The sequence below is a fragment of the Microcystis sp. LE19-8.1F genome, assembly GCF_027531715.1.
In the GTDB taxonomy this organism is placed as follows: domain Bacteria; phylum Cyanobacteriota; class Cyanobacteriia; order Cyanobacteriales; family Microcystaceae; genus Microcystis; species Microcystis wesenbergii_A.
On record NZ_JAPZSO010000067.1, the window covers coordinates 41,542 to 67,797 of the forward strand.

Below are 26,256 nucleotides of genomic sequence, written 5' to 3' on the forward strand. Positions count from 1 at the left end.
GTTGCCTTTCCTAACCAGGAAATTAATTTTGCACAGCTACTTATTAGTAATTGGCATTCCTAACCATTGGCTTAATTCCGCCGCTAACCATTCAATTTCGGGTTTACTCAGATAGGCTTTTGTCTGACTGCTAATAGTATATTCTTTAGTCCCTGCCCAAATAGTTAAAGCCATCGGTACATAAACTCGATCGCCATCGTCATCTTTGGTATGATAACTATCAGCTTTCACCAGTTTATTAATATGTTCCCGTGCCATTTTCTTTTTACCCGGAAGTGTCAAACCCCAAATTCGCTGATAGGCAACAATTTCTTCCCTATCAATAGTGATAATTTCCTCCCCTTTGAGACAATAAATAATCCCGCCAAGCATTCCTAAACCCACAAACCAAAAAGGCAAGGAAAAGAGCAGAAAAAACCAACTCATCCACAGAGGAATAGAAATGGCTCCTCCTGTCCATACTAATAAAAAAGCGTTCCAAGCAATGGCAAAGGTTCCGGGAAAAATTAATTTAGGGGTAAAACCTTCGGGGGGTAAAAATATTTTAATTTTCTCCTCTTTTTTTTGCAATTGTACCCGACTCCCGGAGGGTTTTTCAAGGTTTGAGGAAGTTAATTGCATTTCGTGGAGAGTATTTAAAGCTTGATTTGCCGCCTGTGCTGAAATAAACCTTTTTTCGAGACTAGGTTCGATTAGCTGCCCTAACCAATGAACAAAAGCAGGGCTTAAATTAGCTAAATTATTTAATTGAATTTTGCCATCTTTCTGCGGTAAATCGGCGGGATGAATGCCTGTAGCTAGATAGATTAAAGTGGCTCCTAAACTGTATAAATCAGAAGCGGCAACGGTGCGACCACCGAATTGTTCGGGGGGCATATAACCGTAGGTTCCGACAATAGTTAAAGTGGCCTGTTCCTGTTGGGCAACAGTCTGGACAGAACCAAAATCAATTAAATAAACATTGCCGATACTATGGCCCGAGCGATCTTTTAATAAAATATTACTAGGTTTCAAATCCCGGTGGATAATTGGCGGGTTAAGTCCATGGAGATAAATTAAAATACCTAGGATATATTTAGCTAATTCTTGCAGGTCTGCTTCACTAAATTTGCGACCAGTTTCTATCTGTTCCTTGAGAGATTTAGCCTCGATATAACTCTGAACAAGGGCAAAACCTTGATAGGTATCGGTGCGAACTTCAAAATAGTCGATATATTCAGGAATCGAGCGACAATCTAGATGTTTAAGAGTTTCGGCTTCCCGTTCAAAAAGTTTTAAATCTGTCCATTCAAAATCGGGACTGAAGATTAATAATTTGACGACAACAGTAGCGCCCGTTTTTAGATCTTGGGCGAGAAAAGTGCGTCTTCCGGTTTGTTTACCTAACTGACTTTGAATTTGGTATCGATCGCCTAAAATTTGCCCTGTCAGCATACAATATATTCCTAGGAGAATCCTACTTCTAGGCTAATCGAGAAATTTCCAAACCGCAAGCTAAGAAAACGGAAGTTTGACCGAATCATCAAAACTTTAGCATTTCCCCTGATAACTGCGGTGAAATTCAATTATATCGCCCGTTTTTCGCCAATTCCTGGACCAGGCTGAGGGAGGTATTTTTTCAGGTTAAAAGAGAAAATAGGCATCAGAAAAGAAAATTGACCTCTCTCCGTCTGGAAAACTTTAGTACAAATGCTCAGACTGTCAACTCCGGCATTCCCATGCAGTCTGAAGGGGTAATTTAGATAGTCAACAGCTTAGGGGACAAGGGAGCAGTCAGTTTAATTCTGATCGAGGTGGAGTTTCCTGATATAGTTTTAAAAGCAGTCGGTTCAAGACAAAAAGACATGGTTACTAGGGGCGAACAAGGGGTAGAAGTGAGGAAAAACGAGAGCTTTTCTCTGGCTTCCTATCTGGAGGAAAAGCGGTTAATTGTCGAGTCAGCTTTGGATAGCTCTTTAGTTATCGGCAATCCTGCCAAAATCTACGAGGCGATGCGCTATTCTCTCCTCGCCGGTGGCAAACGTCTGCGGCCGATTTTATGTCTGGCTACCTGTGAACTGATGGGCGGTTCCCTAGAGATGGCTTTACCCACCGCTTGCGCCCTAGAAATGATTCACACTATGTCATTAATTCATGACGATTTACCCGCCATGGATAACGATGATTACCGACGCGGGAAATTAACCAATCATAAGGTTTTTGGCGAAGATATCGCTATTTTAGCTGGGGATGGTCTCCTGGCCTACGCTTTCGAGTATGTGGCTACCCAGACTCGTAATGTACCTCCTGTACAGATTTTAGAGGTAATTGCCCGTTTAGGTCGCACTGTCGGGGCAGCGGGTTTGGTGGGAGGTCAGGTTTTAGACTTGGAATCCGAAGGAAAACCCGATATTTCGGCGGAAACTCTCGGTTTTATCCATACTCACAAAACGGGGGCCCTGTTGGAGACTTCTGTGGTGTCGGGGGCAGTTTTAGCGGGGGCAAAAGCGGAAGATATAGCTAAATTAGACCGTTACGCTCAAAATATTGGCTTGGCTTTCCAAATTATCGATGATGTTCTCGATATCACGGCGACAATGGAGGAATTGGGTAAAACCGCCGGTAAGGATCTACAGGCACAAAAAGCTACCTATCCCAGTCTCTGGGGGATAGAAGGGTCTCGCCAGCAAGCTCAACAGTTAATAGATAGTGCCATCAATGAATTGAGTGGCTACGATGAGGCCGCTGAACCTTTACGGGCCATCGCCGAGTATATTGTTAATCGTAAAAATTAAATTAAACGAATGAGATTATGCAGGACTTCGAGCAGGTGTTACACAATCAAATACTGCTAGTCTCTCTTTTAGCTTGTTTCACTGCCCAGGGACTAAAAGCGCTGATTGAGTTAATCCGCGATGGTAAGGTGAGTCTGCGCTATCTAGTCTCGTCGGGGGGAATGCCTAGCGCTCACTCGGCACTGGTGGGGGCCTTGGCTACTGGGGTAGGATTACAGATGGGTTGGTCTAGTGCCGAATTTGCCATCGCTGCGCTTTTTGCGGTTATTGTTATGTATGATGCGGCCGGAGTGCGTCAGGCAGCAGGAAAACAGGCCCGGATTCTCAATCAAATTATCGATGAAATGTTCCAGGAGGGCAAGGAATTTAACGAGGAACGTTTAAAGGAATTAATTGGTCATACTCCTTTTCAGGTGCTGGTCGGTTTAAGTTTGGGTATCGGTATCGCCATGGTGCTGCTCTGTCATTAATTGAGGTGTTTTCTGAGGTTTAGATAAACTAGATTTAATAACGGAAAATCCGGGGTAATTACTCATGTTAGAATCCCTAAAAATTGAAGGCTTTCGCGGTTTTCAAAATTTTGAGATGGCCAATCTTGGTCGAATTAATCTCTTAGTAGGTAAAAATAATAGCGGTAAAACTTCTATTTTAGAAGCAATTCAGTTTTTGTATGTCCAAAATAATCTGGATATATTTCTTGAAACTATTAGCTATAGAGGCGAGTTTAGTTGGTCAGAAAGTAATCGCACTAAAGTTTTTGAAATTTGTCATTTATTTCCTGGGCATGAAATCATCCCAAGTAAGGAAATTATTATCATTGCATCTAGGGAATCACATCAGGAAAGTGTTACTATTTCTGTTAAAAGTATTCCTATACAACTATCTCTATTTTCAGACAAAAATGATGATTTAAATAATGATAATATTTTCGACGATGAGGAATGGAATAAACTTCTTTTAAGTATTAGATGGAGTCAATCACAAAAACCTATTGAACTGGAACTTCTTGCCAACGGTACTCTTGCCAGAGATTCCATAAGAAGAATGGCTAGTTTAAGCAGAATTTCCCATAAAATAGGTATTGATAATAAAATTGAATTGAGGTTCTTAACACCATTTTCTCTAACAAGTTCTGATATGGCGGCACTTTTTGACAACATTGTTCTCTCTCCTTTAGAAGATTTAATTATTGAATCTTTGAAAATTATTGAGCCAAAAATTGAAAGAATAGCCAGTATTGGTTCTGGCAAGTATTCAACTGCAAATAACCTAGGTGTTAGAGGTGGGTTTTTAATCAAAATTAAAAATCATGATCAACCTATACCTATTGGCAGTTTAGGCGATGGATTTTGGCGAATGTTAGGATTAGTTTTAGCGATGGTTAATCTTGAAAATGGAATTTTATTAGTTGATGAAATTGATAGCGGATTGCACTTTACTGTCATGACTGATATGTGGAAAGTCGTCTGGGAAACCGCTAAAAAACTCAATATTCAGGTATTCGCCACCACTCACAGCCGGGATTGTTGGCAAAGTTTAGCCGAATTAATTACCGAAGAAAAAATTACCGATAACGAGATTACTATTCAAAGGATAGATAAGGAAAAAAGCCAATCTGTAATCTTTGATCCAGAAGAAATTGTTATTGCCGCTACAAGTAATCTTGAGGTGCGGTAACAATGCCTAAAATAGAGACAAAAAAGTTATTAGTGGAAGGTGCAGAGGAATTGAGAGTTATTCCCCAATTAATGGAAGCAAATGGAGTTACTTGGAATAGAGGGGAAGAGCCACTGAATATCATAAATTGTGATGGTGTTGAAAATTTACTAAAACCTAAATACATCTCTGCACAACTAAAAACTCCTAACGGACTAACTCATTTAGGAATTGTCATAGATGCAGACGAAGAACCTGATAATCGTTGGAAAAGTTTATATAATGCCTGTTTACCAAATATACCTAACTTACCTCAAAATTTACCAGCAGCGGGATTAATTATAACTCTAGAATCGGGGATAAAATTCGGTGTGTGGATGATGCCCGATAATCAATCTAGAGGAATGTTAGAGACTTTTTTAGCCTATTTAGTTCCCGATAATAATCTTTGGCAATATACACAAAACAAGGTGATAGAGGCAAAACAACAAGGGGCAACCTATAGGGATTATCATCTAGATAAGGCTAATATTCATACCTATTTAGCTTGGCAAGATCCGCCGGGGAAACAACTTCACGATGCAGTAAAACAAAGAATACTTAATCAATCCTATCCCCAATCAGCAAATTTTTTGAGATGGTTACAGGAGTTATACGAGATTTGATAGAAGTATGGATCGAAATGGGAATGACAGCCCCATAATATTTCTCTGTGCTTTGTTAGATAAAGCCTCTGTCAAAAAGACTTAAATTAATCGTGCCGCGGGGGTTTATTGGTCGCAGAAGCCGCCGGAGCGACCTTGGAGGTGGGGGGGATACCCTTGAGGGAAATGAGCGTATTCATCACCGTTTTTGCCACCGGAGCGGCAACAGTGGAGCCAAAAGTATTGGCCCCCTTGGGTTCATCCACCACCACCAAAACCACATAACGGGGCGATTCGATCGGTAAAATCGCCACAAAACTGGTAATTTTGGCGTTAGGTAGATAACCCCCCGTCGGACTAGCTTTTTGTGCGGTTCCCGTTTTGCCTCCGATGCGATAACCGGGGATTTGGGCCGCTACCCCCGTCCCCTTGCTGACGACGGTTTCCATCATTTCCACCACTTGCCGGGCTACGGTGGGAGAAAAGACTTTTTTGTTGGGATAATCGGGCTGCCAGTGCAAACGGCCGCGGTCGTCGGCTAATCCTTTGATCACATGGGGAGTTACCAAGGTGCCACCATTGGCCAGCGCACCGTGCAATTGTACTAATTTTAAAGGAGTCAGGGATAAACCTTGACCAAAGGAAGCGGTGGCCGATTCAATGGCATTATCCAGAAATTGTTGTTCGGGTTTGAGATATCCTGACACTTCCCCGGGTAAATCTACACCAACCTTTTGATTTATGTCCAATCCTAATAAACTTTTATAGAAATCAACTCGCCCCATTTTTTGGGCAATTTGCACCATGGCCACGTTACTAGAGGTTTGCAGGACTCGGGCCATATCTAGCGCCCCATAACCCTGTTTAGAGGCATTTTTAATCGTCCAGGGACCGACTTTAATTGCCCCCGGATCATTGACTAATGTACTAGCTTTAATTGCCCCTGCTTTCATGGCCAGGGCGATAATAATTGGTTTAAAAGTTGACCCCGGTTCGTACTGATCGGCTACGGCCCAATTTTTAAATAGAGCCACATTGGCTTTATAGTATTCATTAGGGTTAAAAGTTGGCTCACAAACTAGGGCTAAAAGAGAACCATCAAGGGAGTCCATAACGATGACGGCTCCCCGTTTAGCATTAAATTTTTTTAGCTGTTCTCGTAGGGCTGTGCGGGCGGCTCTTTGTAGTTTTAAATCGAGGGTTACTTCTAACTGTAATTCATCAAATTGAAAGATACCATGGGGAACAAAAATAGGTAAAATTCTCCCGTCTCCCATGCGTCTTGTATTGACAGAAAAAGGAGATCTTTCTAATAACTGACTGGAACCTCGTTCTAATCCTGCTTGGCCACGATGTTCTTTATCTACATAGCCAATCACGTCGGCTGCCACATCGTCTTGGGGATAATAACGAGCGTATTTTTCCTCTAATTCTACACCGTCAAGAGATAATTGTTTTAAGCCCCTAGCCACGGACTCGGTTAATTGATTGGCTAAACGAATTCCTGTTTCTTTTTCTTTAAATTTTTGAATGAGTTGATTAGTGGGAATATTTAATAAAGGAGCTAATTTATCAGCCACTTCTACTGGGGGAATAGCAAACAGTTTTGGGTGTACATAAAGAGTATAAATTAAGCGATCGGTCGCCAAAACATTACCATTACTATCGACGATCGCCCGCCGGGGAATATAGGGTCTAATACTGGTAGTTTGCTGTTGTCTGGCTCTTTTTTGTAATTCCTGTCCTTGTACTATTTGCAGTTGGTACAATCGCCAAGCTAAACCCAAAATACCCATGACTAAAACCAACCACACCGCCACCAATCGCCCGTTACTCACAGGCAAATTTTTTAACTGTTTTTGCCGTTTTTTGGCGGTTAAATAGGACTTTCTGTCCCGGATCCTGCCGGAGGGCGATCGAGTTTCTTTACCTCTAAATCTGGGTCTTTTTGTGTCAGTCATGAGCAGTATCTTTCAGTTATCAGTAAACAGTAATCAGTGATCAGTAATCAGTAATCAGTGATCAGTGATCAGTAAACAGTAATCAGTAATCAGTAATCAGACAGTAGGAAACTTCTAAGTAGGGAGGCACAATTATTTGTAGGATGGGTTAGCGGTAGCGTAACCCATGCAGGCGTTGGGTTTCATGCTTCAACCGTTCGGCTGAGCTCACGGCCGAAGCCCAACCTACGTTCTTTCAGTTATCAGTAAACAGTAATCAGTGATCAGTGATCAGTAAACAGTAATCAGTGATCAGTGATCAGTGATCAGTAAACAGTAATCAGTGATCAGTGATCAGTAATCAGTAATCAGTAATCAGACAGTAGGAAACTTCTATTTAATACTGCACACTTAAAAACTCACATCTGATAACTTTTAACTTACCCACTGATAACTGATAACTGATAACTGATAACTGTTAACTTACCCACTGATAACTGATAACTGATAACTGATAACTGTTAATAGGCACTTCTGGGTCGAGAATTGACGGTAGATTGGGGTTGAGAAGCGGGGGACGGTTTCAGGTTCGGGGCAGATTTACGCTGTAAAAAGATATTTTGGAAGGGTTGGGGATGAGTTAATCCAGTTTCGGGTTTTTCTGCTTGTTGAGCTAGTTGATGTTTAAGGGTTTCATTGGTGGCCAAAAGATGGCGCTCGTGACGTTGCAGTGTTTCCAGTTTACCAAATTCTTTGTCCCAAACCTTGGGAATATATACCGTCCAAGCATATATTCCCAGAGTCGAACCCAACAGACAAAAAGTAATCACGGCCACTATTCTTTCTAGGAGGCAAAGAGAACGTAATTGACGCGAGGCCACTTGTTTTTCTGTCGGGGCCACGGGAACTCTCGCCACCGATTTAGTCGTCGGTTTGGTCATTGGGGTCGCCTGATTTACTGGTGATTGGGGACGGCGTTGACTCCCTTGGCTTTTTTGGCGAGAAACGGGAACAGGAATATAGGACTTATGGGCAGCAGACATGATTTTCTCTCAATATTTCTAGCTAGTGGTCGTTGTCAAAAATTAAGTTTCTAAAATTAGGAGTCGGTCATCAGGAGTCAGTAGGAAATATTTAATTGATCACTGTTGCCTTTTTTCCTTTTTCCTTTAAAATCACTGTTCTAGTTCTAGACGTAAACGATATAAGATAGTTTGCGGATGAACTTGAGCGAGAATTTGATTAATCACCGTACTCGGTCCAGATGCCCCCCAACTACAACCGCGTTCTAGATAGATTTTAGCGGCTTTCCCGATGATATAGGTTCCATAAGCAGCAATTGCCCCCTGTAGGAGAGCGGTGCTACCGTAGAGGGTTAAAGAGGTGGGATTTTCAAAAATACTCGCCGCTGCCGCTGCCGTTTTGCCCAAACCGATAATCACAGTGCTGAGGATTTCCCCCACCAGCAACCCCGCACTACTGAAAAGTAGAGTCCGCCAGAGTTGACCAGCTTGGTGACTGGTAATCGGCAGGCCGTACAAACGAGCTAAAGCCCGAACTAGAGTCAAATCGACGATTGAAGCCCCTAGGAGGTCTAAAATAGCGATCGGATTGGCCGCAATCGCTAAAGCCTTATATTTCGCGTATTGCCAGATAATTTCCTCCGCTTGACTGTCCCGGAGTTCCAGGGTTTTTCTAGCGATATTTTCCTCCGCTTCTTGGCCTTGCACTAAAGCATTTAAGGCCAGCAGCGAGCGCCCTTCCCGATTTAAAATCGTTAAGAGTTTATCTTGCAGCTCCTCAATTTCGGGGGGAGGGGTTTCCCACTCAGTCACCACGCGCCCATCGGGGTATTCCACCCGGACGGGAATCGGTTGCGGTTCGGCGGCTACCATAACTATCTCATCGCTAGTTAACAAATCTTCTAACGTTTTTTCGTCCTGATTGGTTCCTAATCGCTGTAACTGCTGAAAAATCTGACGGCGATCGGCTTCCGGATAGAGATCAATCTTATTAAACACCAAAATGATCGGTTTTTTGGCCCGGCGCAATTCTGCCAGGGCCTCGTATTCAGTGCGGGTAATATCCCCCGCGACGATAAATAAAATCAAATCGGCACTTTTAGCGACTTCTCTGGCCATATTCGCCCGTGCTTCCCCCTCAATCTCATCCAGTCCGGGAGTATCGATTAATTCTATCTGAATTTTACCCGTGGCTGGTGTCCAACGCACCGATCGCGGCCAGCGTGTCACCCCGTGTAGGGGGCCGGTTGCCAGGACTTTTTGACCGACTAAAGCGTTTACCACCGAGGATTTACCGCGACTGACTAACCCGAAGGCCGCCACCCGAATCACCGTTTCATCCAGTTTATCCAAGGCCGATTTTAGGGACTGTAAATCCTGTTTAACGGCGGCCTGAAGTTGGGGATCGGGGGGATAATTCCAATGGCGGCGAAAACTGGCATACCAAGTTAAGGCCTGTTGTAAACTAGCTTTGGCCTGATTGTAATGAGTTTCCTGGAGGGATGGGGTCTTAGTCACGGTTGATTTTTTTACCAAAATAACACGGGAGCATGAAAGCCATTGTCTTTTTAAGCAATGGATGAAATGCGACTCGACGGGTTTCAACCCATCCTATCCTTTTCCTCTAATTTTAGACTATAGAGTTCTTGCATAATTAATTTTTGATATTCAAAAATGAGAAAAATAGGCATAAAATTGCCTAAAATCCCTAAATAGAGCATTTAATTGATTAATGCTCATTCTTAATTCTCCTGACTACTGACTACTGGCTCGGAGACTCCTCACCTAACGGGAGATTTTTGATTTTTGCAAGAGCTAATCTAAGGATAGGCGGTTAAAATGCGTCTTAGCTGACAAATTCCAACTAAGGCCTGCGATTCGTTCCTAGCAAAAGTTTAACAGACGTGGCTAGGATAGTTCACCAATAACCGAGGCAAGCTTTAGGGCTACAATAACCATTTTGGGGCAGTTAAGAGAAATAACTGGCATTTACCGAGGGGATTTTGTTGATTGGGAACCTCTAGACCAATTATTCCCGCTTTTTTGACCGATAATTTTCCTTGAAATTTGCCCCAAACTAGCATTTCCGTCCAATAACCTAAATCCGGTTCGTGGCCTACCAGTGCGATCGCGTTTTGCTCTCGCTGATAGTCCGACTTTTGCCACCATTGCACCCAATCTTGAAGATTGCCATTGGGCGATAGGGGATTAAATTGCTCAATTTTACGGCTTAAACCCGCTTTTTGCAAAATTTCGGCGGTTTGCACCGCACGCACTAGGGGAGAAGTCAAAATTAGGTCAAATTTCACCCCCAACTGTCCTAATCTTTGGGCAATTTTAGCAGTTTTGGCCTTACCTTCCTCGGTTAAAGGACGTTCCCTATCGTTGGGATAATCCCCAGATTGTCCTGCTAATCCATGACGCACAAAATAAAGTTTCATATCAGTGTAGGGTCGGTCTTTGCCATGATAATAAATAGCTGAGATTTAATACCTAGGTGCGAATTACCTTTTCATCGGGGTTAACTAGATGGGAAAGTTTCTGTTTAATTTGGGTGTCATACAGTTCCCACTTGAGTTTCGCATATTCGGCATTATTATTAAAACCACCGAGAAAACCGATAGGAATTTCAAAACCTCCGGCCATATAACGACCACCACCAAAAAAGCGACCTTGGTTATCCTGTCCGAAAGCTTCCTTGAGAAATTCATCGGGATCTAGGGTAATTTTACTGGTACGCATAGAACCGATGACTAACTCGATATCCTCATCTTCATCGTGAACGATACCGTAAACTAAAGCCGTGTGAACATTTTCTTCTGTCACCAAAAAATCGGCAGCTTGCGGAATCGCATCTCGGTCATCATAACGCAAATAACCGACCCCGGCGATCGAATAATTATTTTTAATAATACGGTTTTTCAGGGCCTGTTCAATCACATCCATCACCCGTCGGGATCTGGCCGATTGCAGGACAGCGTTTAATAATTGAGCATCGTAGAAACGACTGAGATAACCAGCAGCGATAAATTCACACTCTTGCGCTTGCATTAAATTATTCGTATCCGATCGCAATCCGTGCATCAAAGCTGTGGCACACTTAACATGGACGGTATCGCTAGTATTAAAACTTATTAACCCTTTTTGGATATATTGGGTTAATATCGTCGCTGTTGCCCGGATTTGGGGACGAATATCGACAAATTCCGCCTCTAGCTCCCCTTGGCGAGTATGATGATCAATCACGGCAATAATGGGAATTTTTGCCTGTTTAACCAGAGTAGTTAGCTGACTATTGGTTCCCTGACCATCGACAAAAACACAACCCTGATAAACCGAAAGATCTCTATCCTTGAGGGTATGGACTCCCCAACGTTTAGCCGGTAAACCCGTTAGTTTTACCAAAGCGACATTTTCCTGATGGGAGAGAGTCCCCGCATAGACTATATCACAGTGAATATCGTACTGTTCGGCGATAATTTGATAGGCCCAGGCACTAGAAAGAGCATCGGGATCCGGGAAATCCTGCATCACCACAATTTGATTTTCGCCGCGGTGATTTTCCAAAGTACGTCGCAGGCGATCGATCAGGGAAATAAGTAGGGTATCATTACTAACCGTGACTGGAGGAAGGGGACATACTGCCGGCGCTTCCCCTACCACTACATCAGTTTCGAGGGACTTGGCAGGAACTAGACTCAGTAATTCAGCCATCATTTTTAGAAAAGTTCGCTTAAAGGTAGATTCAGTCAGGATTTTTTGAGTTAATTAATTCTAGACGATATTCTCGCTCGATCGGTTCATCTCAATTATTAAGCTTTTCTCGCCCCTAGCTCCTTACTCTGGGGCTATAACTCTAGTCTATCAAAAGACCCCTGCCGTTTGTTCTGGGAGAGGAGTTAGGGCAATTAACCATCGCTGCCATTACTTGAGAAAATAGATAAGCTAAGACGCATTTAAAGCACTTATTCTTAAGATTAGCCGAATCTCCCCCAATCCCTTTACTGTTGCCTCTTGCCTCTTGCCTCTTGCCTCTTGCCTCGTCTCAACAAGCAATTTAAATGCGCGGGCAGCTTACTATACCAAACCCCTTAATTTTCCCTTCAGGCTCGACCATCTACCTAATTCTTGAGTAAAATTTCATGGCCCAACTGGACAACATCGAAGCGATCGAAAAAAAGCTCTGGAAAGCGGCCGATACTCTGCGCGCTAATTCTAACTATGCCAGTAACGAGTATTTTCTGCCCGTTATGGGCTTGATTTTCCTCCGCCATGCCTACAGTCGTTTTCTCAAGGTTAAGAGGGAGGTAGAGGCGGATTTACCGAAGCGAGGGGGTAAAACACGCTCCTTAACCAAAGAAGATTTCTTGTGCAAAGGAGCGATCTATCTCCAAGAAAAAGCTCAGTTCGATTTTCTGGTGGCGCTCCCCGATAGCGTCAATCGATCGACTTCCTTAATGGAAGCAATGCTATCGATCGAGGGGGATTATCCACCTTTAGGGGGTATTTTACCGAAAACGGAGTACCAAGAACTAGATAACGTGGTATTAGGGAATTTACTACGGATTTTAAACCCAGAAGAGTTAAAAAAAGCCGATGGGGATATTTTCGGGCGAATTTATGAATATTTCCTAACACAATTCGCTAATCTCAAAGCTCACGATAACGGAGAGTTTTTTACTCCCGTTTCTCTAGTATCTTTGATCGCCAATGTTTTAGAACCCGATCACGGATTGGTTTTTGATCCTGCCTGTGGTTCGGGGGGAATGTTTGTCCAGAGCGCACATTTCGTTGAGAGACAGCGCATCAATCCCCAGATGTTAACTTTTAAAGGGTTAGAGAAGAATCCGACCACAATTCGTTTAGCCAAGATGAATCTCGCGGTTCACGGTTTAGAAGGGGATATCCAAAAAGCGATCACCTACTACGAGGATCCGCTGGCATTGGCCGGGAAAGTGGATTATGTGATGGCCAATCCTCCCTTCAACGTGGACGAGGTGGATAGTAAGGTAGATGGTGATGAGCGCTTACCCTTCGGATTGCCGGGGGTTAATAAAAGTAACAAAGTTTCCAACGGTAACTATCTATGGATCAGTTACTTCTACAGCTATCTCAATGATCGAGGAAAAGCCGGTTTTGTCATGTCTTCCCAAGCTTCCAGCGCCGGGAGAGACGAAGGCAAGGTAAGACAGAAGTTAATCGAGACGGGAACGGTGGACATAATGATCGCGATCCGCTCCAACTTTTTCTATACCCGCTCCGTACCCTGCGAGTTGTGGTTTCTCAATCGAGGGAAACCCGCCGAGCTTCAAGATAAGATATTAATGATCGATGCCCGCAATATTTACCGGAAAGTAAACCGGACGATCAACGATTTTAGCCCAGAACAGTTACAGAATATTCTCTCGATTGTCTGGCTCTATCGGAGCGAATCGAAGCGTTTTATCGATTTGGTTGTCGGTTATTGCCAGAGTATCGATCGAGAGTATCAGGGATCGATCGCTCTTTTACAAAACTATCGCGAGCATCTGGACAAGTTAACCGAGTCCCTAGAGAAATTTTATAATCTCATCGATGAAAAAGACGGAACATGGTTAGAACTCCGAACAGCATCTGAGCTTTTCAAAGATGACATCGATAAATACGCCGGTTTCGCTCCGATTTCCTATAACGCTGATGATTTAGAGACTTTACACGAGGCTGTCCGCTGTTATCACGAATACAGCGAATTTAGTCGGGATCTGGGCAAACAGGCGGATCTGGTGAATAAGTTATTAGGTCGAGCGATCGAGCGTGCCGAGAAGGATCTGGGAGCAAGAGATAGTAAACTGTGGTGGAATTCCCGCGAACTCAACACCTTACGCAAAGAAGCCGATACAAGCCGTCAGAATGCGATCGAACAGCTTAAATCGGTTCGTGGTTTCTACCGTCACGCTCACTGGTTATTAGAAAGGTTCCCCGATGCCAAGCTGCGGGATGTGGAAGGGTTGGTTAAAGTGGTCGATCGCGAGGAGTTACAGGCGAATGATTGGAGTTTAACCCCCGGACGCTATGTAGGCGTTTCCCCAGAGGAGGAAGATGAGGATTTCGATTTCGAGGAAACGTTACGCGAAATTCATCTGGAGTTAAATGATCTCAACTCCGAGGCGATTCGTTTAGCTGATGAAATTGCTAAGAATTTTGAAGGGTTGGGGATTTAAAAAAGAACTTCGGTATATTTCCTTAAAGGAGACCGATGGAGATAGCGATCGTGTCTAAATTAAAATACGGTGTTTATTTTCTACCCTACAATCCCGATTTAGTCCCTAGAGCCAAGGAAATGCGAAAAAATCCCACACCGACAGAAAAAAAGTTATGGGCTTTTCTCCGACAATTTCCTTTAAAAATGTGGCGACAGCGACCGATCGATCATTTTATCGTTGATTTCTATTGTCCGAAGTTGAAATTAGTGATCGAGGTGGATGGGGAGGTTCATCTTACTCCGGAGGCAATGGCTTATGATGCTAGAAGAACGAAGGTTTTAGAGGGATACGGATTAACGGTGATCCGTTTCACCAATGATGAGGTTAAATACGATTTCGAGGCGGTTTGTGAGAAAATATCGGGGTTTATTTCTTCGCTTCCCGTCTGTACGGAGGTTGATGATCCTCCTTAGTCCCCCTTGAAAGGCTATCCCCCCTAGCCCCCCTTTTCAAGGCTATCCCCCCTAGCCCCCCTTTTCAAGGGGGGAACCGGAACCGGAAGGGGAACCGGAACCGGAATCGGAGCGCGGTAGGGGTACTGGTGGTGAGACGGGCGCTATGGCTGCGTAAGTCCCCCTTGAAAAGGTTGGTAATCCCCCCTAGCCCCCCTTTTCAAGGGGGGAACCGGAACCGGAAGGGGAACCGGAACTGGAATCGGAGCGCGGTAGGGGTACTGGTGGTGAGACGGGCGCTATGGCTGCGTAAGTCCCCCTTGAAAAGGGGGATTTAGGGGGATAAAAAGTCCCGCTTCTCACCAGTGATTCCCAAATTTGGTAAGTTAGAAAAGGTTACATCTGCGGGCGATTTGTTTAGCTGATGAAATTGCTAAGAATTTTGAAGGGTTGGGGATTTATTACCTTTACAATGTAAATTAGTTAAGTTGAAAATTAAGTTATGAAATTAAACAAAAAATATATAGCTTTAAATAATTTAATCATATTACAAAGAGGTTTTGATCTTCCAGAGATAGAGCGAGTTATAGGCAATATACCTGTTGTGGCTTCAACAGGTATAATCGGTTCTCACAACATCGCCAAAGTTAAGGGGCCGGGAGTTGTAATTGGTCGTAGTGGTAGTATAGGTGGCGGTCAATATGTAGCTGGTGATTTTTGGCCACTTAATACTACACTATGGGTAAAAGATTTTAAAGAACATAACCCAAGATTTATTTATTATGTATTAAAAAATATTGATTTTTCTCGTTTTAATTTCGGTACTGGCGTTCCTACACTAAATAGAAATCACATTGCTAATATTAAAGTTTTGGCTTTCGATAAATCTCAAGAAGAAAAAATCGCCGATATCCTCTCCAAATATGATGATTTAATCGAAAATAATCGCCGCCGCATCGAGTTATTAGAACGTTCAGCCCGCTTACTTTACAAGGAATGGTTTGTCCGTTTACGCTTCCCCGGACACGAACACACCCCGATTATCGATGGTATTCCTGAAGGGTGGGAGAAAGTGCGTTTAAAAGATATTGCCGATCTTACAATGGGTCAAAGTCCTGAGTCAGAATATTATAATGAAGATCGATCTGGTTTGCCTTTTCACCAAGGCGTTACCAATTTTGGGATAAGATTTCCAGAAAATAAAGTTTACTGTGCAAAAATAACAAGAATAGCCAATGAAGGAGATATATTATTCAGTGTTCGCGCTCCTGTGGGCAGAATGAATATAAGCTTAGAAAAAATTATTATCGGTCGTGGTCTAGCAGCGATTCGAGCAAAACATAATTATCAGGGATTTTTATATTATCATCTTAAAAATTACTTTTTTAAAGAAGATATGATAGGTAGTGGTGTTATATTCGCCTCGGTGACGAAAGCAGGTTTAGAAAACGTTCAATTAATAAAGCCAAAAGATTCCATTCTCGCAATTTTTTTAGATAAAACAACTTCTATTGATGAGCAAATTAAAATACTTTTTAGGCAAAATCAAAAACTAAAACAAGCGCGTGACATACTACTTCCGAAACTTATGAATGGAGAGATCGAGGTGTAGAGGCGAAAGACCGATCGCACCTGTAAAAATCCCTGAAAATTGGCAATATTAATAAAATAAACCACTCCCCCGCACAATCGACCCTATGACCACCGAGGATAAAGTACAAGAACTCACCGCCAACTGTCTGCGAGATCAACTTGGTTGGCAGAGTGTCTATGCTTATAATCAAGAGGATTACGGTGAAAACAGCCTGCTCGGACGGCAAAATCAGAAAGAAGTTATCCTCAAACGCTACCTAAAACAGAAATTACGAGAATTTAACCCCAATCTTCCCGAAGAAGCCTATAAATCCGCTATTCTCCAAATCGAAGAAATCAACTCTAGTCAAACCCTTCTGGCCACCAATCAAGAGAAACATCAACTCCTTCTCGATGGAGTACAGGTGAGCTACCGCAACGCCAAAGGAGAGCTAATTAGACAAACCCTAAAAATCCTGGATTTTGACCAACCCAGCAATAACCATTTTCTAGCGGTTCGAGAACTGTGGATACAGGGGGAAATCTACCTCCGTCGCACGGATTTGGTAGGTTTTGTTAACGGCATTCCGCTACTCTTCCTAGAAGCGAAAAACCTCAACCGAGACCTAAAAGCGGCCTACGACGAGAATTTATCGGACTATCTTGATACTATCCCCCATCTATTCGCCTATAACGCCTTTGCGATTTTAGTTAATGGCACAGATGCGAAAATAGGTAGTTTCTGCGGCAAATACGAACACTTTCACCCATGGAAACGCCTGGCCGAGAGTGACCCCGGCATTGTCGATATGGAAACCATGCTAAAAGGAGTCTGCGATAAAAATAACTTTATCGATCTGTTAGAAAATTATGTCCTTTTCGATAACTCCAGTGGCAAAACCTGCAAGATTATCGCCCGAAATCACCAGTTTCTAGGGGTTAACCAAGCGATCGATTCTGTGAAAAGATGGCGGGAGGGTGCGATAAAAGATAACAAACTTGGGGTTTTCTGGCATACCCAAGGCTCTGGAAAGAGCTACTCTATGGTTTTTTTCACCCGCAAAATTCGCCGTAAACTAGGCGCAAACTATACCTTTGTTATCTGTACCGATCGCGAAGATCTAGATAAACAGATCTACTATACCTTTGCCGGTTCCGGATTGACCAATAACGAGCAAGAACTCTGCCAAGCTTCCAGTAACGAACACTTACAGAGTCTTCTGGGAGACCATAAAGCCTATATTTTCACCCTCATCCAGAAATTCAACCAAACCGTCAATCCCGACCAACCCTACAACTCCCGAAACGATATCATCATTATCAGCGACGAAGCCCACCGAACCCAGTACGGAACCCTAGCCAGCAACCTCCGGGCTGCACTTCCGGGCGCTGGTTTTATCGGTTTTACCGGCACCCCTCTAGTCAGCAACGACGAGATCACTAAACGCTATTTCGGGGATTATGTCTCCACCTACGACTTCCAGAGAGCGGTCGAGGATAAAGCCACCGTTCCCCTCTACTATGATGCAAGGGGTGATAAACTCTCGATCGCCGTCAACGACCTCAACGAACAGATCGCCGCCAAAATCGAAGAGTTAGAGATCGAAAATGTCGAGATAGAAGACCGTTTAGAAAGGGAATTAAGAAGGGATTACTACATCCTGACGGCCCCGCAGCGGTTGGAGGCGCTGGCCCGTGATTTCGTTGAACATTACAGCACCGCTTGGGAAACAGGCAAAGCTATGGTGATTTGTATCGACAAGCTCACCTGTGTCAAGCTGCATAACCTGATCGATCGTTACTGGAGCGAAAAAATCCAACAACTGAAAAAAGACCTCAAAAAAATTACCGATGACCAAGAGGAAAACTATCGTCAGCGTCAGATTCAATGGATGGAAGCAACCCTAACGGCCGTGATCGTCAGCGAGGAACAGGGAGAGATCGACAAATTCCAGAAACAAGGGTTAGATATTACCAGCCATCGCAGTGTAATCAAAAACGGCTTTGAACTGGCGGACGGTACAAGGATCAGCCCAGAAAATGCCTTTAAACAAGCCGATCACCCCTTTCGGATCGCCATCGTCTGCGCCATGTGGTTGACCGGTTTCGATGTTCCCTCCCTCTCCACCCTCTACCTCGATAAACCCCTAAAAGCTCATACGCTCATGCAAGCGATCGCTCGTGCTAACCGGGTTAACGAGGGCAAAACCAACGGTTTAATCGTGGATTACTGCGGAATCCTCAAAAATCTCCGTCAAGCTCTCGCCGATCTCGCCCAAATTTCCGATCAGGGACGTGGCGAAGACCATCTTAGTCTCGACCCCACGAAACCGCAAGAAAATTTACTGGATGAATTGGCCCGATCGATCGAGGCAGTTAAAGAATTTTTGGGGGAAAGTAACGCATCCCTAGACGCACTCCTCGAATATAAAATACCTAGTTTTGCCTTCAATAAAGCCATTAACGACGCGAAAGAAGCGATCAATCGAAGTGATCAGGCCCGACAAAATTTTGGACTCCTCTCTCAAGAGGTCTTCCATCTTTTTAAGGCCTGTCTTAATCAGCCATCGGTTAATCACTACCGTCCGGCTCACGACACGATTAAACTGATCTATAAATGCATTCAAGGTGATCGGGAGAAAATAGACATCGGGGAAATTCTCTTGGAAATGCGATCGGTAATCGACGGGGCGATCGATGTAACCACCGAAGCGAGGGCCGATGATACGCCACTGTACAACATCAGTAAAATCAACTTCGAGCGTCTGAAACAGGAATTCGCTAATAGCGATCGTAAGAATACCACCGTCCAAACTCTCAAAAACGCCATCGAAAACCGTCTCCGAACAATGCTCGAGCAGAATCTGCAACGGACGAACTTTCAAGAGCATTACGAGCGGATCGTCGCTGATTATAATTTCGAGAAGGATCGGGTGGCGATCAAACAGACCTTCGAGGCCTTATTAGAATTTATTCAGGAACTCGATCAAGAGTCCCAACGGGCGGTTAGCGAGGGATTAGACGAGGAATCCCTCGCCCTGTTCGACCTTTTAACCAAAGAGAATCTATCACCGCAAGACATTGAAAAAATTAAACAGATCGCCACGCAGCTTTTGAAAACCCTAAAACAAGAGAAACTAAAGATCGATCGTTGGCCAGATAAAGAATCCAGTCGGGCGGAGGTTAAAACTACTATTCACAACTTTTTATACAGCGATGATACTGGTTTACCCGTCGATCTCTACACGGAAGAAGAAGTGGAAGAAAAAACCGAAGAAGTCTTCCGCCACATCCGGCGAGTTTATCCGAGTCTGCCTTCGCCTTATTACAGGTCGGCTGCCTAGATTCTGGACTGTCCATATTTCGCTTTTCCGAAGTTGCTGATTTTATATCTGATAATCACCACCGTCCCTAAATATTTGCTCCGATTTTTTGTAGTAAAGTTATACTAAATCCGTTGAGTATAGGTAACATATCAGGATAGGCAAAAGGCAAGAGGCAAGAGGCAAGAGGCAAAAGGGGGAATAAATAATCAGTTTTTAATAACTGGATTTAGTATTATACTATTAAGGAAGCAAAGACGAAATTCTAAGTAGGTGGGTATTAAAAATTGTCAGACACCCCCATGATCAAGGAGGATCCCCCCGCCTATCGGCACCCCCCTTATCAAGGGGGGCAGGGGGGATCAAAACCCCCCTTATCAAGGGGGGCAGGGGGGATCAAGGACAAAATCTATCTTCAATTTAATTGAAACCACTTACTTAGGGTTAAGCAATGGTTAGACAACTCGACGACAGCCCGAAAACCACAATCGTCTATCCCGATAGCGATGGTAAACCGATGGCCGACAATACAAGACAATTTCGCTGGATTACGACGATTAAATCGAATCTAGACTGGTTATTTGCCAATAATGCCGATGTTTTTGTCGCCGGTGATTTACTCTGGTATCCCGTGGAGGGAGATAATAAGACTCGGCAAGCACCCGATGTCATGGTAGCTTTTGGCAGACCAAAAGGGGAAAGGGGTTCCTATCAACAGTGGAAAGAGAACAATATCCCCCCGCAAGTGGTTTTTGAAATTCTCTCTCCGGGTAATACCCAAACGGAAATGACCAGAAAACTACTGTTTTATGACCGTTATGGTGTGGAAGAATACTACATTTATAATCCCGATAAAAATGATTTGGGCGGCTGTATTCGTCGGGAAAATCGGCTCGAAAGTCTGGAAAATCTCGATAATTGGGTCAGTCCTCGCTTGGGCATTCGTTTTCAATTAGCCGAACCAGAGTTACTCTTGTATTATCCCGATGGTCAACCTTTCACCAGTTACAACCAAGAACGACAACGGGCCGAAACGGAACGACAACGGGCTGAAGTGGAACGACAACGGGCCGAAAGGTTAGCGGCAAAACTACGGGAATTAAATATTAACCCCGAAGAAATTTAATCATTCTTTATCGTCTTGGTTTAAATCTTGCTGCGGTTAGTTTTGCCCTGACTACGGTGTTAGGTGTTAATTTTTGCCGAACCGCAATTACTAGCAGTAATTACTGGTTTATATGTAGTTTTTTGTCTGGATTTAGGACTACAGCGTTTCTCAGATCGATGAGGTTCGTTCTTGCATCTAATAGCTTCTCTATTTTCCCTCAAACTGACAATTTTTAGCTTAACAGACCACTAGATTGGCAAGGTGAGGGTAAAAGTGGTGACAGCATTGGCACTGGTGACATCGATGGTAGCATTCAGGGGTTTAATCAGTTTGCCGACCAAAGCTAAACCTAAACCAGTACCACTGTAGCGCCAGGGATCTTGGTTAGGAATGCGATAAAAAGGAGCGAATATTTTTGATAATTCTTCTGGGACGATTTCTACACCTGAATTGCTCACACTAATTAATATTTGCTCGTCCGCACGCCAGACATTTACCCTAATTATTCCCTGCTCCGGAGTATATTTAGAAGCATTGGTCAGTAATTCCGCTATGATGCGCTCAATATGACACAGACTGCTGTTAATCTCCGGTATATCCCCATCTATATCTAAAATTAACTGCTGTTGTCGCTCGCGGGTGAGAGTGCGAAAAGGTTCCACTAATAAGGGTAGCCAAGAAAGTAAGTCAATCGCTTCGATCGCCGGCGGTTCTGTTTCCGCATCCAGATAGGTTAAAGTCAACAGATCATTAACTAACTTACTCTGACGTTGAGATTCAATGTTAAGAATTTGCAACAGTTGACCGATCGAATCCTCTGGATCGATCTCGATCCCTCGATATTCTAGGAGACTTTCTAGGGTTTCCACCGCTAGACGAATGCTGGTAATCGGGGTTCGCAGTTCATGGGAAAGGGTTTTCAGGAATTCGCTTTTTAATCTTTCCAGTTTTTCTAATTCCCTCACTTGTGCTTGGGAAGATTCGTAGAGTCGCGCTTGTCGAATAGCGATCGCACATTCGGTGGCAATATGTTGAATCAAATTAGTTTCTAAAGAGTTAAAAATATGATTAGCTGGTCGAATTAGCCAAAGATTGCCCAAAAAACCCTGATCGTCAAAGATAGGACAAGCACAACGGTTAACACGACCAATTTGCGGATTACCAAGGGGAAGACGATCAACAAATTGTAAAATTTGTTTGTGCAGCAGCGGTTGATAGATTTCGGGAAAATCGCTAATTTGACGGGTAATTCCCTGACAGATAAGCTCTTGAGTGGTATATTCGTGGACAATAGTGGCTTTGCTGCGACTGGGATCATAAAGCTCAATTTGGGCGCGTTCTACGGGTAAAACCTGGACTAATTCCCTGGTGGTAGTTTGCAGAATATGATTTTCATCGAGACTATCACGAATTTTTTCGGTAATCCGTCCGATTAATGCCTCATACTTCAAACTCATCTGCAATTCGGCGGTTCTTTGCTGAACCTCCGATTCTAGGGCAGTATTCAAGCATTTTACCCGTTGGTGCAGTTCTGCTTGTTGAATGGCAATTCCCACTTGAATGGCTAATTGTTTGAGCAGATCGATTTCTTGGGATTGCCAAGAGCGAGTTTTTTGGCAATTTTGGGCAATTAGTAACCCCCAGAGTTGGTTATCGCAGATAATTGGCACCACTAAGTTAGCCTGTACTTGCAAAGAAGTAAGTAAGTTGCGATAACAGGGATCAAGTCCCGAATTATGGACATTTTCAATAACTTGAATCCTGCCGCGGCGATAATTTTCCAGACGTTCTGGGGATAAATTAAAACAGGGATCCTGGATCCTGTTTCCTAAGACAGAATTAATCCTCCCAGTATGGGATTCCACCACAATCATGCCACTATGATCGGGGAATAAACGATAAATTAACACTCGATCGCAGTTGAGAAATTGTCGCACTTCTTTAACGGTTCTTTGCAAAATGCGATCAAGATCCAACGATTGCCGGATTCTTTCCTGCATTACCCCCAGTAGTTGTTCCCGTTCTGCTTGTAATCTTAAAGCTTCTTCGGCCTGTTTGCGTTCGGTGATATTGGTACTGGTTCCCACCAAACGATAGATGCGCGCATTGTTATCCCGTAGGGGTGTTAAAGTTGTTAGCCACCAGTAGGGTATATTTTGAAAAGGTAAATACTGTTCGTAGGAAATAGTCGTTCCGTAACGCACACAGTCACTATAGTGTTGCCGCACACTGCGCGCATCATCGGGGGGAAGGATTTGTTCGGGAGTTTTGCCTTTAATATCCGATGAGCGCAATCCTGTCCAGCGTTCATGAACGGGGTTTGCTCCCACATAGCGAAAATCTCTATTTTCCAGCACGTCCACCACAAAAATCGACGCTTGCACGGAATTAAAGATACTACGCAGAAACTGTTCGGAATCCTCCTCTTGTAGCTGTGTATCTAACTCGGTATCGATTTCTGACGGCTGCTTTTCCATAAGAGCCTCCCATTGTGCTAATTGGTGGATTTGGATCGATAATCACAAAATCGTCGGCTACTCCTAGAGCGATTTAATTATTTTTTAAGATCCTCGCACAAGTTTTCCTATCCGCTGCCGATTCCGATATATTTCTTTGCAAAAACGAGAAAGCAACCCCAATATACTGAGATCAGTTATCAGTTATCAGTTATCAGTTATCAGTTATCAGGTTTAAGTTTTAAGTTTTAAGTTAAGTAGCTAGACACGATTAATTACACATATCTAACTACCTCTTACATGAGTGCCTCTTGCATGAGTGCCTATCCTAACCAAGAAGTTAATTTTGTCCTATTACTTATCAGAGTTCAATTACAGCGTTTCTCCTCAAGATGAAGCATAACCTAATTTGGTATCGACGACCGGCTCTCCAAAAGGAGAACTTCCTAGCTCACCATGAAGATAACTGCTGTAATTAGTTAACTATATATGTTATTTTCAGTAATCACTGTTCACTGATTACTGATTACTGATCACTGAATTTAGGCTTCTTGGTTGACAAAAGGCAATAAAGCCATTAAACGGGCCCGTTTCACCGCTTCAGTTAAATCTCGCTGTTGTTTAGAAGTTAAACCGGTGATGCGTCTAGGTAGAAGTTTGCCGCGTTCGGTGATAAATTTGCGGAGGAGTTCGGTGTCTTTGTAGTCAATCGGTTGACTGGGGGAGATGGGGGAGAGACGTTTACGATAGTAGCTCATAGATTTGTAAAGATTGCTTGACTTTTTAACTAAAGTGTGCTTACTTAATTTCCTTGTGGACGGTGTGCTTATTGCAGTGGGGACAGTATTTCTTGATTTCCAGTCTGCCGGTGGTATTGCGGCGGTTTTTGCTGGTGGTGTAGCGAGAAACGCCGGGGGTACGCTTATCGGGATTACTGCGGCATTCCGTGCATTCTACAGTGATGATCAGGCGAACGCCTTTTTTACTAGCCATAACAACAGGGGATCGGGTAAATTTACACGCAATCGATCATTATGACATATCTGGGGCCTTTTAGGCAAGAGCGGCCGGGACACCTGCGAGGAATTGTCGGCTGAAAAGTTGATTTTGGGATGAAATCCAGCACAAAAAAGCTAGAATAATCACAGCAGTTGGCGAGGATGAGGAAAAATGACGGTAAGATTGGGTAAACCGATTTTAGTGACGGGGATAGGCATTACCATCGCTTTCACCCTGGGGGAAACTCTCAATAGTAAACTGAGCGAAATCGGTTCCTGGGGTATTTTAGGTGCGATTGCTCTTGGTGCTGGTATCTGGTTTTGGCAAAAACCCAACTCGAAAATCGATTTTTCCCCCCCCACTCCCCTGAGTCTAGAAAAGGTTAAACAAGCGATTAGCAAGGCCGAGAAGATAATTAATTATCTGGCCAAAGAAGACCCCCATCAAGACTTAACCCCACTCAAAAGCACTTTAACCCAATTAAACCAAGAATTTAGTCGCCAAGACCTGAAAATTGCCATTACCGGCGCTAGAAAAACCGGTAAAACTGCCTTAAAAAAACTACTAGAAAGCGGCAACTTTGGAGAATCTATCGCTTTTCTGGAAACGGAACCCCTTCTGACTTTCGACTCCACCGCTAACCAGAAAAAGGCCTTGGCAGCCGACTTAGTTTTGTATCTTATCAATGGGGATTTAAGCGATTCCGAATGGCAAATCCTCCAGCAATTCGATCGAATGCACCAGCGTGTTATCCTGTTACTCAATAAACAGGACCGCTTACCCGCCGAAACCAGAGAAGAAATTCTCCTTTCCCTAAAACAAAGACTGAAAGAAACTATTCCCGCTCATCATATTTTAGCCATAGCCGCTGCCCCTGAACCCCTAAAAGTTCGTCAACATCAAAGCAATGGAGAAATCAAGGAATGGACGGAACCTCAAACGGTAGTTATCGCTCCTTTAGATAATCATCTCCGACAAATTATCGAACAAGAAAAGCCCGAATTAGTTCTCGGAACTATCTGGAGACAAGCGCTAGAATTAGCCAAGGAAACCAAACAATTACTCAATCAATCCCGACGCAAAAAGGCTTTACCTGTTATCGAACAATACCAATGGATAGCCGCTACTGCCACTTTTGCTAATCCTCTTGCAGCCCTAGATTTAGTTTTAGCGGCAGCCACTAACGCTCAAATGTTAGTGGATTTAGGGGCAATTTATCAACAAAAAATGTCCCTTGAACAAGCAAAAACAGCCATGACTACCCTAGGGAAAATGATGGTACAATTGGGCATGGTAGAGGTAACAACCCAGGCATTGGGAACAATTCTCAAGGGAAATACGATTACTTATATCGCCGGTGGTACAGTGCAGGGAATTGGGGCAGCCTATCTAACTCGTTTAGCAGGTTTAAGTTTAATTGAATATTTCCAAGAACAGGAAATTAACGAGCAACTGAATAATGATTGGAATTGGACGAGTTTGCAGAATAAAGTTAAACAGGTCTGGGAACAAAATCAGCGCCTAGCATTTTTACAGGATTTTGTCAAGCAAACGAGCGCTCGTTGGTCGGCATTTTCTGGTTAAAAAATGTAGTTAAGTAGTCGTGCAAAATTAACTTCCTAGTGAAGATAGGCAAGAGGCAAGAGGCAAGAGGCAAGAGGCAAGAGGCAAGAGGTTTTAGATATGTGTAATTAATTTTGCTTGGGTAGTTAAAAACGGGGAAAAGGTAAATGCTGACGCAGCACATCCCAGCGCGAACAATCCCAATAATCGATATGAGAAATAATCAGATTATTGTCATCGAGAGTTAATTCACTGCGTCCAGAAATAGCGATGCGAGGCTGCCAAGGTAAAGGAGTTGTCCAGTGCAATGTCCAACGGGTATTAATAATATTTCCCTGCTGTTCAATTGCATGGACATCCATCTTGATAGCTTGGAACCATTGACTCATAAAACCAATCATTTCCCGATAGCGTTTAATCCCCCGAAATTGATTGAGAGGGTCTTTAAAATAAACGTTATCAGCATAAATATCATAGGTTTGATCGAGGGGAAATCTTTGATAATCTTGCTGCAAAATAGCGATAATATCCATAAAATAAGTAATTAGTTATAATTAAATTGAAG

The 26,256-nt window shown here is 43.4% G+C and carries 20 protein-coding genes; 10 read left to right on the forward strand and 10 right to left on the reverse strand.

Annotation, left to right across the window (positions count from 1 at the left end):
- Positions 1–36: 36 nt before the first annotated feature.
- Entirely contained in the window at positions 37–1,434 is a 1,398-nt protein-coding gene (locus O9334_RS07245; RefSeq protein ID WP_287999748.1) for a serine/threonine protein kinase, read from the reverse strand.
- Positions 1,435–1,844: 410 nt separating this feature from the next.
- Here O9334_RS07245 and crtE point away from each other — a divergent pair, with 410 nt between their 5' ends.
- The 4 genes from crtE to O9334_RS07265 all read left to right on the forward strand — a co-directional run bounded on the left by crtE (position 1,845) and on the right by O9334_RS07265 (position 5,095).
- Positions 1,845–2,774: a geranylgeranyl diphosphate synthase CrtE gene (gene crtE, locus O9334_RS07250; protein WP_287999749.1), complete on the forward strand. Its 930-nt coding sequence runs from the start codon at positions 1,845–1,847 to the stop codon at positions 2,772–2,774.
- A 17-nt stretch (positions 2,775–2,791) separates the two neighbouring features.
- A complete protein-coding gene (locus O9334_RS07255) occupies positions 2,792–3,244 on the forward strand; it encodes a divergent PAP2 family protein (RefSeq protein ID WP_002748827.1) in 453 nt (150 codons plus the stop codon).
- Positions 3,245–3,308: 64 nt separating this feature from the next.
- Positions 3,309–4,451: an AAA family ATPase gene (locus O9334_RS07260; RefSeq protein WP_287232763.1), complete on the forward strand. Its 1,143-nt coding sequence runs from the start codon at positions 3,309–3,311 to the stop codon at positions 4,449–4,451.
- 2 nt (positions 4,452–4,453) lie between these two features.
- The gene (locus tag O9334_RS07265; RefSeq protein WP_287232765.1) at positions 4,454–5,095 is read left to right on the forward strand and encodes a DUF3226 domain-containing protein; all 642 of its coding nucleotides are present in this window, start codon (positions 4,454–4,456) and stop codon (positions 5,093–5,095) included.
- Positions 5,096–5,181: 86 nt separating this feature from the next.
- On the opposite strand, the gene O9334_RS07270 is transcribed toward O9334_RS07265, so the two are convergent.
- The 5 genes from O9334_RS07270 to O9334_RS07290 form a co-directional block, all read right to left on the reverse strand.
- On the reverse strand, positions 5,182–7,035 hold the full coding sequence (locus O9334_RS07270; protein ID WP_287999750.1) for a peptidoglycan D,D-transpeptidase FtsI family protein: 1,854 nt from the start codon (positions 7,033–7,035) through the stop codon (positions 5,182–5,184).
- Between the two features lie 500 nt (positions 7,036–7,535).
- Positions 7,536–8,057 carry a hypothetical protein gene (locus O9334_RS07275; RefSeq protein ID WP_287999751.1) on the reverse strand — a complete coding sequence of 174 codons (522 nt, stop codon included), beginning with the start codon at positions 8,055–8,057 and terminating at the stop codon, positions 7,536–7,538.
- 132 nt (positions 8,058–8,189) lie between these two features.
- On the reverse strand, positions 8,190–9,554 hold the full coding sequence (locus O9334_RS07280) for a GTP-binding protein (protein ID WP_287999752.1): 1,365 nt from the start codon (positions 9,552–9,554) through the stop codon (positions 8,190–8,192).
- 428 nt (positions 9,555–9,982) lie between these two features.
- Positions 9,983–10,477 carry a phosphohistidine phosphatase SixA gene (gene sixA, locus O9334_RS07285; RefSeq protein ID WP_287999753.1) on the reverse strand — a complete coding sequence of 165 codons (495 nt, stop codon included), beginning with the start codon at positions 10,475–10,477 and terminating at the stop codon, positions 9,983–9,985.
- A gap of 52 nt (positions 10,478–10,529) precedes the next feature.
- Positions 10,530–11,753, reverse strand: coding sequence for a DHH family phosphoesterase (locus O9334_RS07290; protein ID WP_287999754.1), 1,224 nt, complete (start codon positions 11,751–11,753; stop codon positions 10,530–10,532).
- Between the two features lie 425 nt (positions 11,754–12,178).
- Between O9334_RS07290 and O9334_RS07295 the strand changes: the two genes are divergently transcribed.
- From O9334_RS07295 to O9334_RS07315, 5 genes are all read left to right on the forward strand, one after another.
- Complete coding sequence (locus O9334_RS07295) at positions 12,179–14,236, forward strand: class I SAM-dependent DNA methyltransferase (protein ID WP_287999755.1); 2,058 nt, start codon at positions 12,179–12,181, stop codon at positions 14,234–14,236.
- Between the two features lie 35 nt (positions 14,237–14,271).
- Entirely contained in the window at positions 14,272–14,691 is a 420-nt protein-coding gene (locus tag O9334_RS07300; RefSeq protein WP_052275827.1) for an endonuclease domain-containing protein, read from the forward strand.
- Between the two features lie 481 nt (positions 14,692–15,172).
- Positions 15,173–16,282, forward strand: coding sequence for a restriction endonuclease subunit S (locus O9334_RS07305; RefSeq protein ID WP_287999756.1), 1,110 nt, complete (start codon positions 15,173–15,175; stop codon positions 16,280–16,282).
- An 85-nt stretch (positions 16,283–16,367) separates the two neighbouring features.
- Positions 16,368–19,586: a type I restriction endonuclease subunit R gene (locus O9334_RS07310; protein ID WP_287999757.1), complete on the forward strand. Its 3,219-nt coding sequence runs from the start codon at positions 16,368–16,370 to the stop codon at positions 19,584–19,586.
- Positions 19,587–20,016: 430 nt separating this feature from the next.
- The gene (locus O9334_RS07315; RefSeq protein WP_287999758.1) at positions 20,017–20,691 is read left to right on the forward strand and encodes a Uma2 family endonuclease; all 675 of its coding nucleotides are present in this window, start codon (positions 20,017–20,019) and stop codon (positions 20,689–20,691) included.
- A 230-nt stretch (positions 20,692–20,921) separates the two neighbouring features.
- Here O9334_RS07315 and O9334_RS07320 read toward each other — a convergent pair whose 3' ends face one another.
- The 3 genes from O9334_RS07320 to rpmG all read right to left on the reverse strand — a co-directional run bounded on the left by O9334_RS07320 (position 20,922) and on the right by rpmG (position 24,122).
- Positions 20,922–23,150 carry a sensor histidine kinase gene (locus O9334_RS07320; RefSeq protein WP_190381218.1) on the reverse strand — a complete coding sequence of 743 codons (2,229 nt, stop codon included), beginning with the start codon at positions 23,148–23,150 and terminating at the stop codon, positions 20,922–20,924.
- 521 nt (positions 23,151–23,671) lie between these two features.
- Positions 23,672–23,887: a 30S ribosomal protein S18 gene (gene rpsR, locus O9334_RS07325; RefSeq protein WP_002732313.1), complete on the reverse strand. Its 216-nt coding sequence runs from the start codon at positions 23,885–23,887 to the stop codon at positions 23,672–23,674.
- 40 nt (positions 23,888–23,927) lie between these two features.
- Positions 23,928–24,122 (reverse strand): 50S ribosomal protein L33, encoded by a 195-nt coding sequence (gene rpmG / locus O9334_RS07330; protein WP_002734724.1) that lies wholly within the window; start codon positions 24,120–24,122, stop codon positions 23,928–23,930.
- Between the two features lie 177 nt (positions 24,123–24,299).
- Between rpmG and O9334_RS07335 the strand changes: the two genes are divergently transcribed.
- Positions 24,300–25,712 carry a slr1306 family protein gene (locus O9334_RS07335; RefSeq protein ID WP_045356469.1) on the forward strand — a complete coding sequence of 471 codons (1,413 nt, stop codon included), beginning with the start codon at positions 24,300–24,302 and terminating at the stop codon, positions 25,710–25,712.
- 125 nt (positions 25,713–25,837) lie between these two features.
- Here the strand turns inward: O9334_RS07335 and O9334_RS07340 are convergent, their stop codons facing one another.
- Positions 25,838–26,224, reverse strand: coding sequence for a C6orf136 family protein (locus tag O9334_RS07340; protein WP_045356467.1), 387 nt, complete (start codon positions 26,222–26,224; stop codon positions 25,838–25,840).
- Positions 26,225–26,256 lie beyond the last annotated feature (32 nt).

What these genes read in the sequence shown, in the direction of transcription:
- O9334_RS07245 (WP_287999748.1), bottom strand. Translation starts at nt 1,434, where the DNA reads ATGCTGACAGGGCAAATTTTAGGCGATCGATACCAAATTCAAAGTCAG.
- crtE (WP_287999749.1), top strand. Translation starts at nt 1,845, where the DNA reads ATGGTTACTAGGGGCGAACAAGGGGTAGAAGTGAGGAAAAACGAGAGC.
- O9334_RS07255 (WP_002748827.1), top strand. Translation starts at nt 2,792, where the DNA reads ATGCAGGACTTCGAGCAGGTGTTACACAATCAAATACTGCTAGTCTCT.
- O9334_RS07260 (WP_287232763.1), top strand. Translation starts at nt 3,309, where the DNA reads ATGTTAGAATCCCTAAAAATTGAAGGCTTTCGCGGTTTTCAAAATTTT.
- O9334_RS07265 (WP_287232765.1), top strand. Translation starts at nt 4,454, where the DNA reads ATGCCTAAAATAGAGACAAAAAAGTTATTAGTGGAAGGTGCAGAGGAA.
- O9334_RS07270 (WP_287999750.1), bottom strand. Translation starts at nt 7,035, where the DNA reads ATGACTGACACAAAAAGACCCAGATTTAGAGGTAAAGAAACTCGATCG.
- O9334_RS07275 (WP_287999751.1), bottom strand. Translation starts at nt 8,057, where the DNA reads ATGTCTGCTGCCCATAAGTCCTATATTCCTGTTCCCGTTTCTCGCCAA.
- sixA (WP_287999753.1), bottom strand. Translation starts at nt 10,477, where the DNA reads ATGAAACTTTATTTTGTGCGTCATGGATTAGCAGGACAATCTGGGGAT.
- O9334_RS07290 (WP_287999754.1), bottom strand. Translation starts at nt 11,753, where the DNA reads ATGATGGCTGAATTACTGAGTCTAGTTCCTGCCAAGTCCCTCGAAACT.
- O9334_RS07295 (WP_287999755.1), top strand. Translation starts at nt 12,179, where the DNA reads ATGGCCCAACTGGACAACATCGAAGCGATCGAAAAAAAGCTCTGGAAA.
- O9334_RS07300 (WP_052275827.1), top strand. Translation starts at nt 14,272, where the DNA reads ATGGAGATAGCGATCGTGTCTAAATTAAAATACGGTGTTTATTTTCTA.
- O9334_RS07305 (WP_287999756.1), top strand. Translation starts at nt 15,173, where the DNA reads ATGAAATTAAACAAAAAATATATAGCTTTAAATAATTTAATCATATTA.
- O9334_RS07310 (WP_287999757.1), top strand. Translation starts at nt 16,368, where the DNA reads ATGACCACCGAGGATAAAGTACAAGAACTCACCGCCAACTGTCTGCGA.
- O9334_RS07315 (WP_287999758.1), top strand. Translation starts at nt 20,017, where the DNA reads ATGGTTAGACAACTCGACGACAGCCCGAAAACCACAATCGTCTATCCC.
- O9334_RS07320 (WP_190381218.1), bottom strand. Translation starts at nt 23,150, where the DNA reads ATGGAAAAGCAGCCGTCAGAAATCGATACCGAGTTAGATACACAGCTA.
- rpsR (WP_002732313.1), bottom strand. Translation starts at nt 23,887, where the DNA reads ATGAGCTACTATCGTAAACGTCTCTCCCCCATCTCCCCCAGTCAACCG.
- rpmG (WP_002734724.1), bottom strand. Translation starts at nt 24,122, where the DNA reads ATGGCTAGTAAAAAAGGCGTTCGCCTGATCATCACTGTAGAATGCACG.
- O9334_RS07335 (WP_045356469.1), top strand. Translation starts at nt 24,300, where the DNA reads ATGACGGTAAGATTGGGTAAACCGATTTTAGTGACGGGGATAGGCATT.
- O9334_RS07340 (WP_045356467.1), bottom strand. Translation starts at nt 26,224, where the DNA reads ATGGATATTATCGCTATTTTGCAGCAAGATTATCAAAGATTTCCCCTC.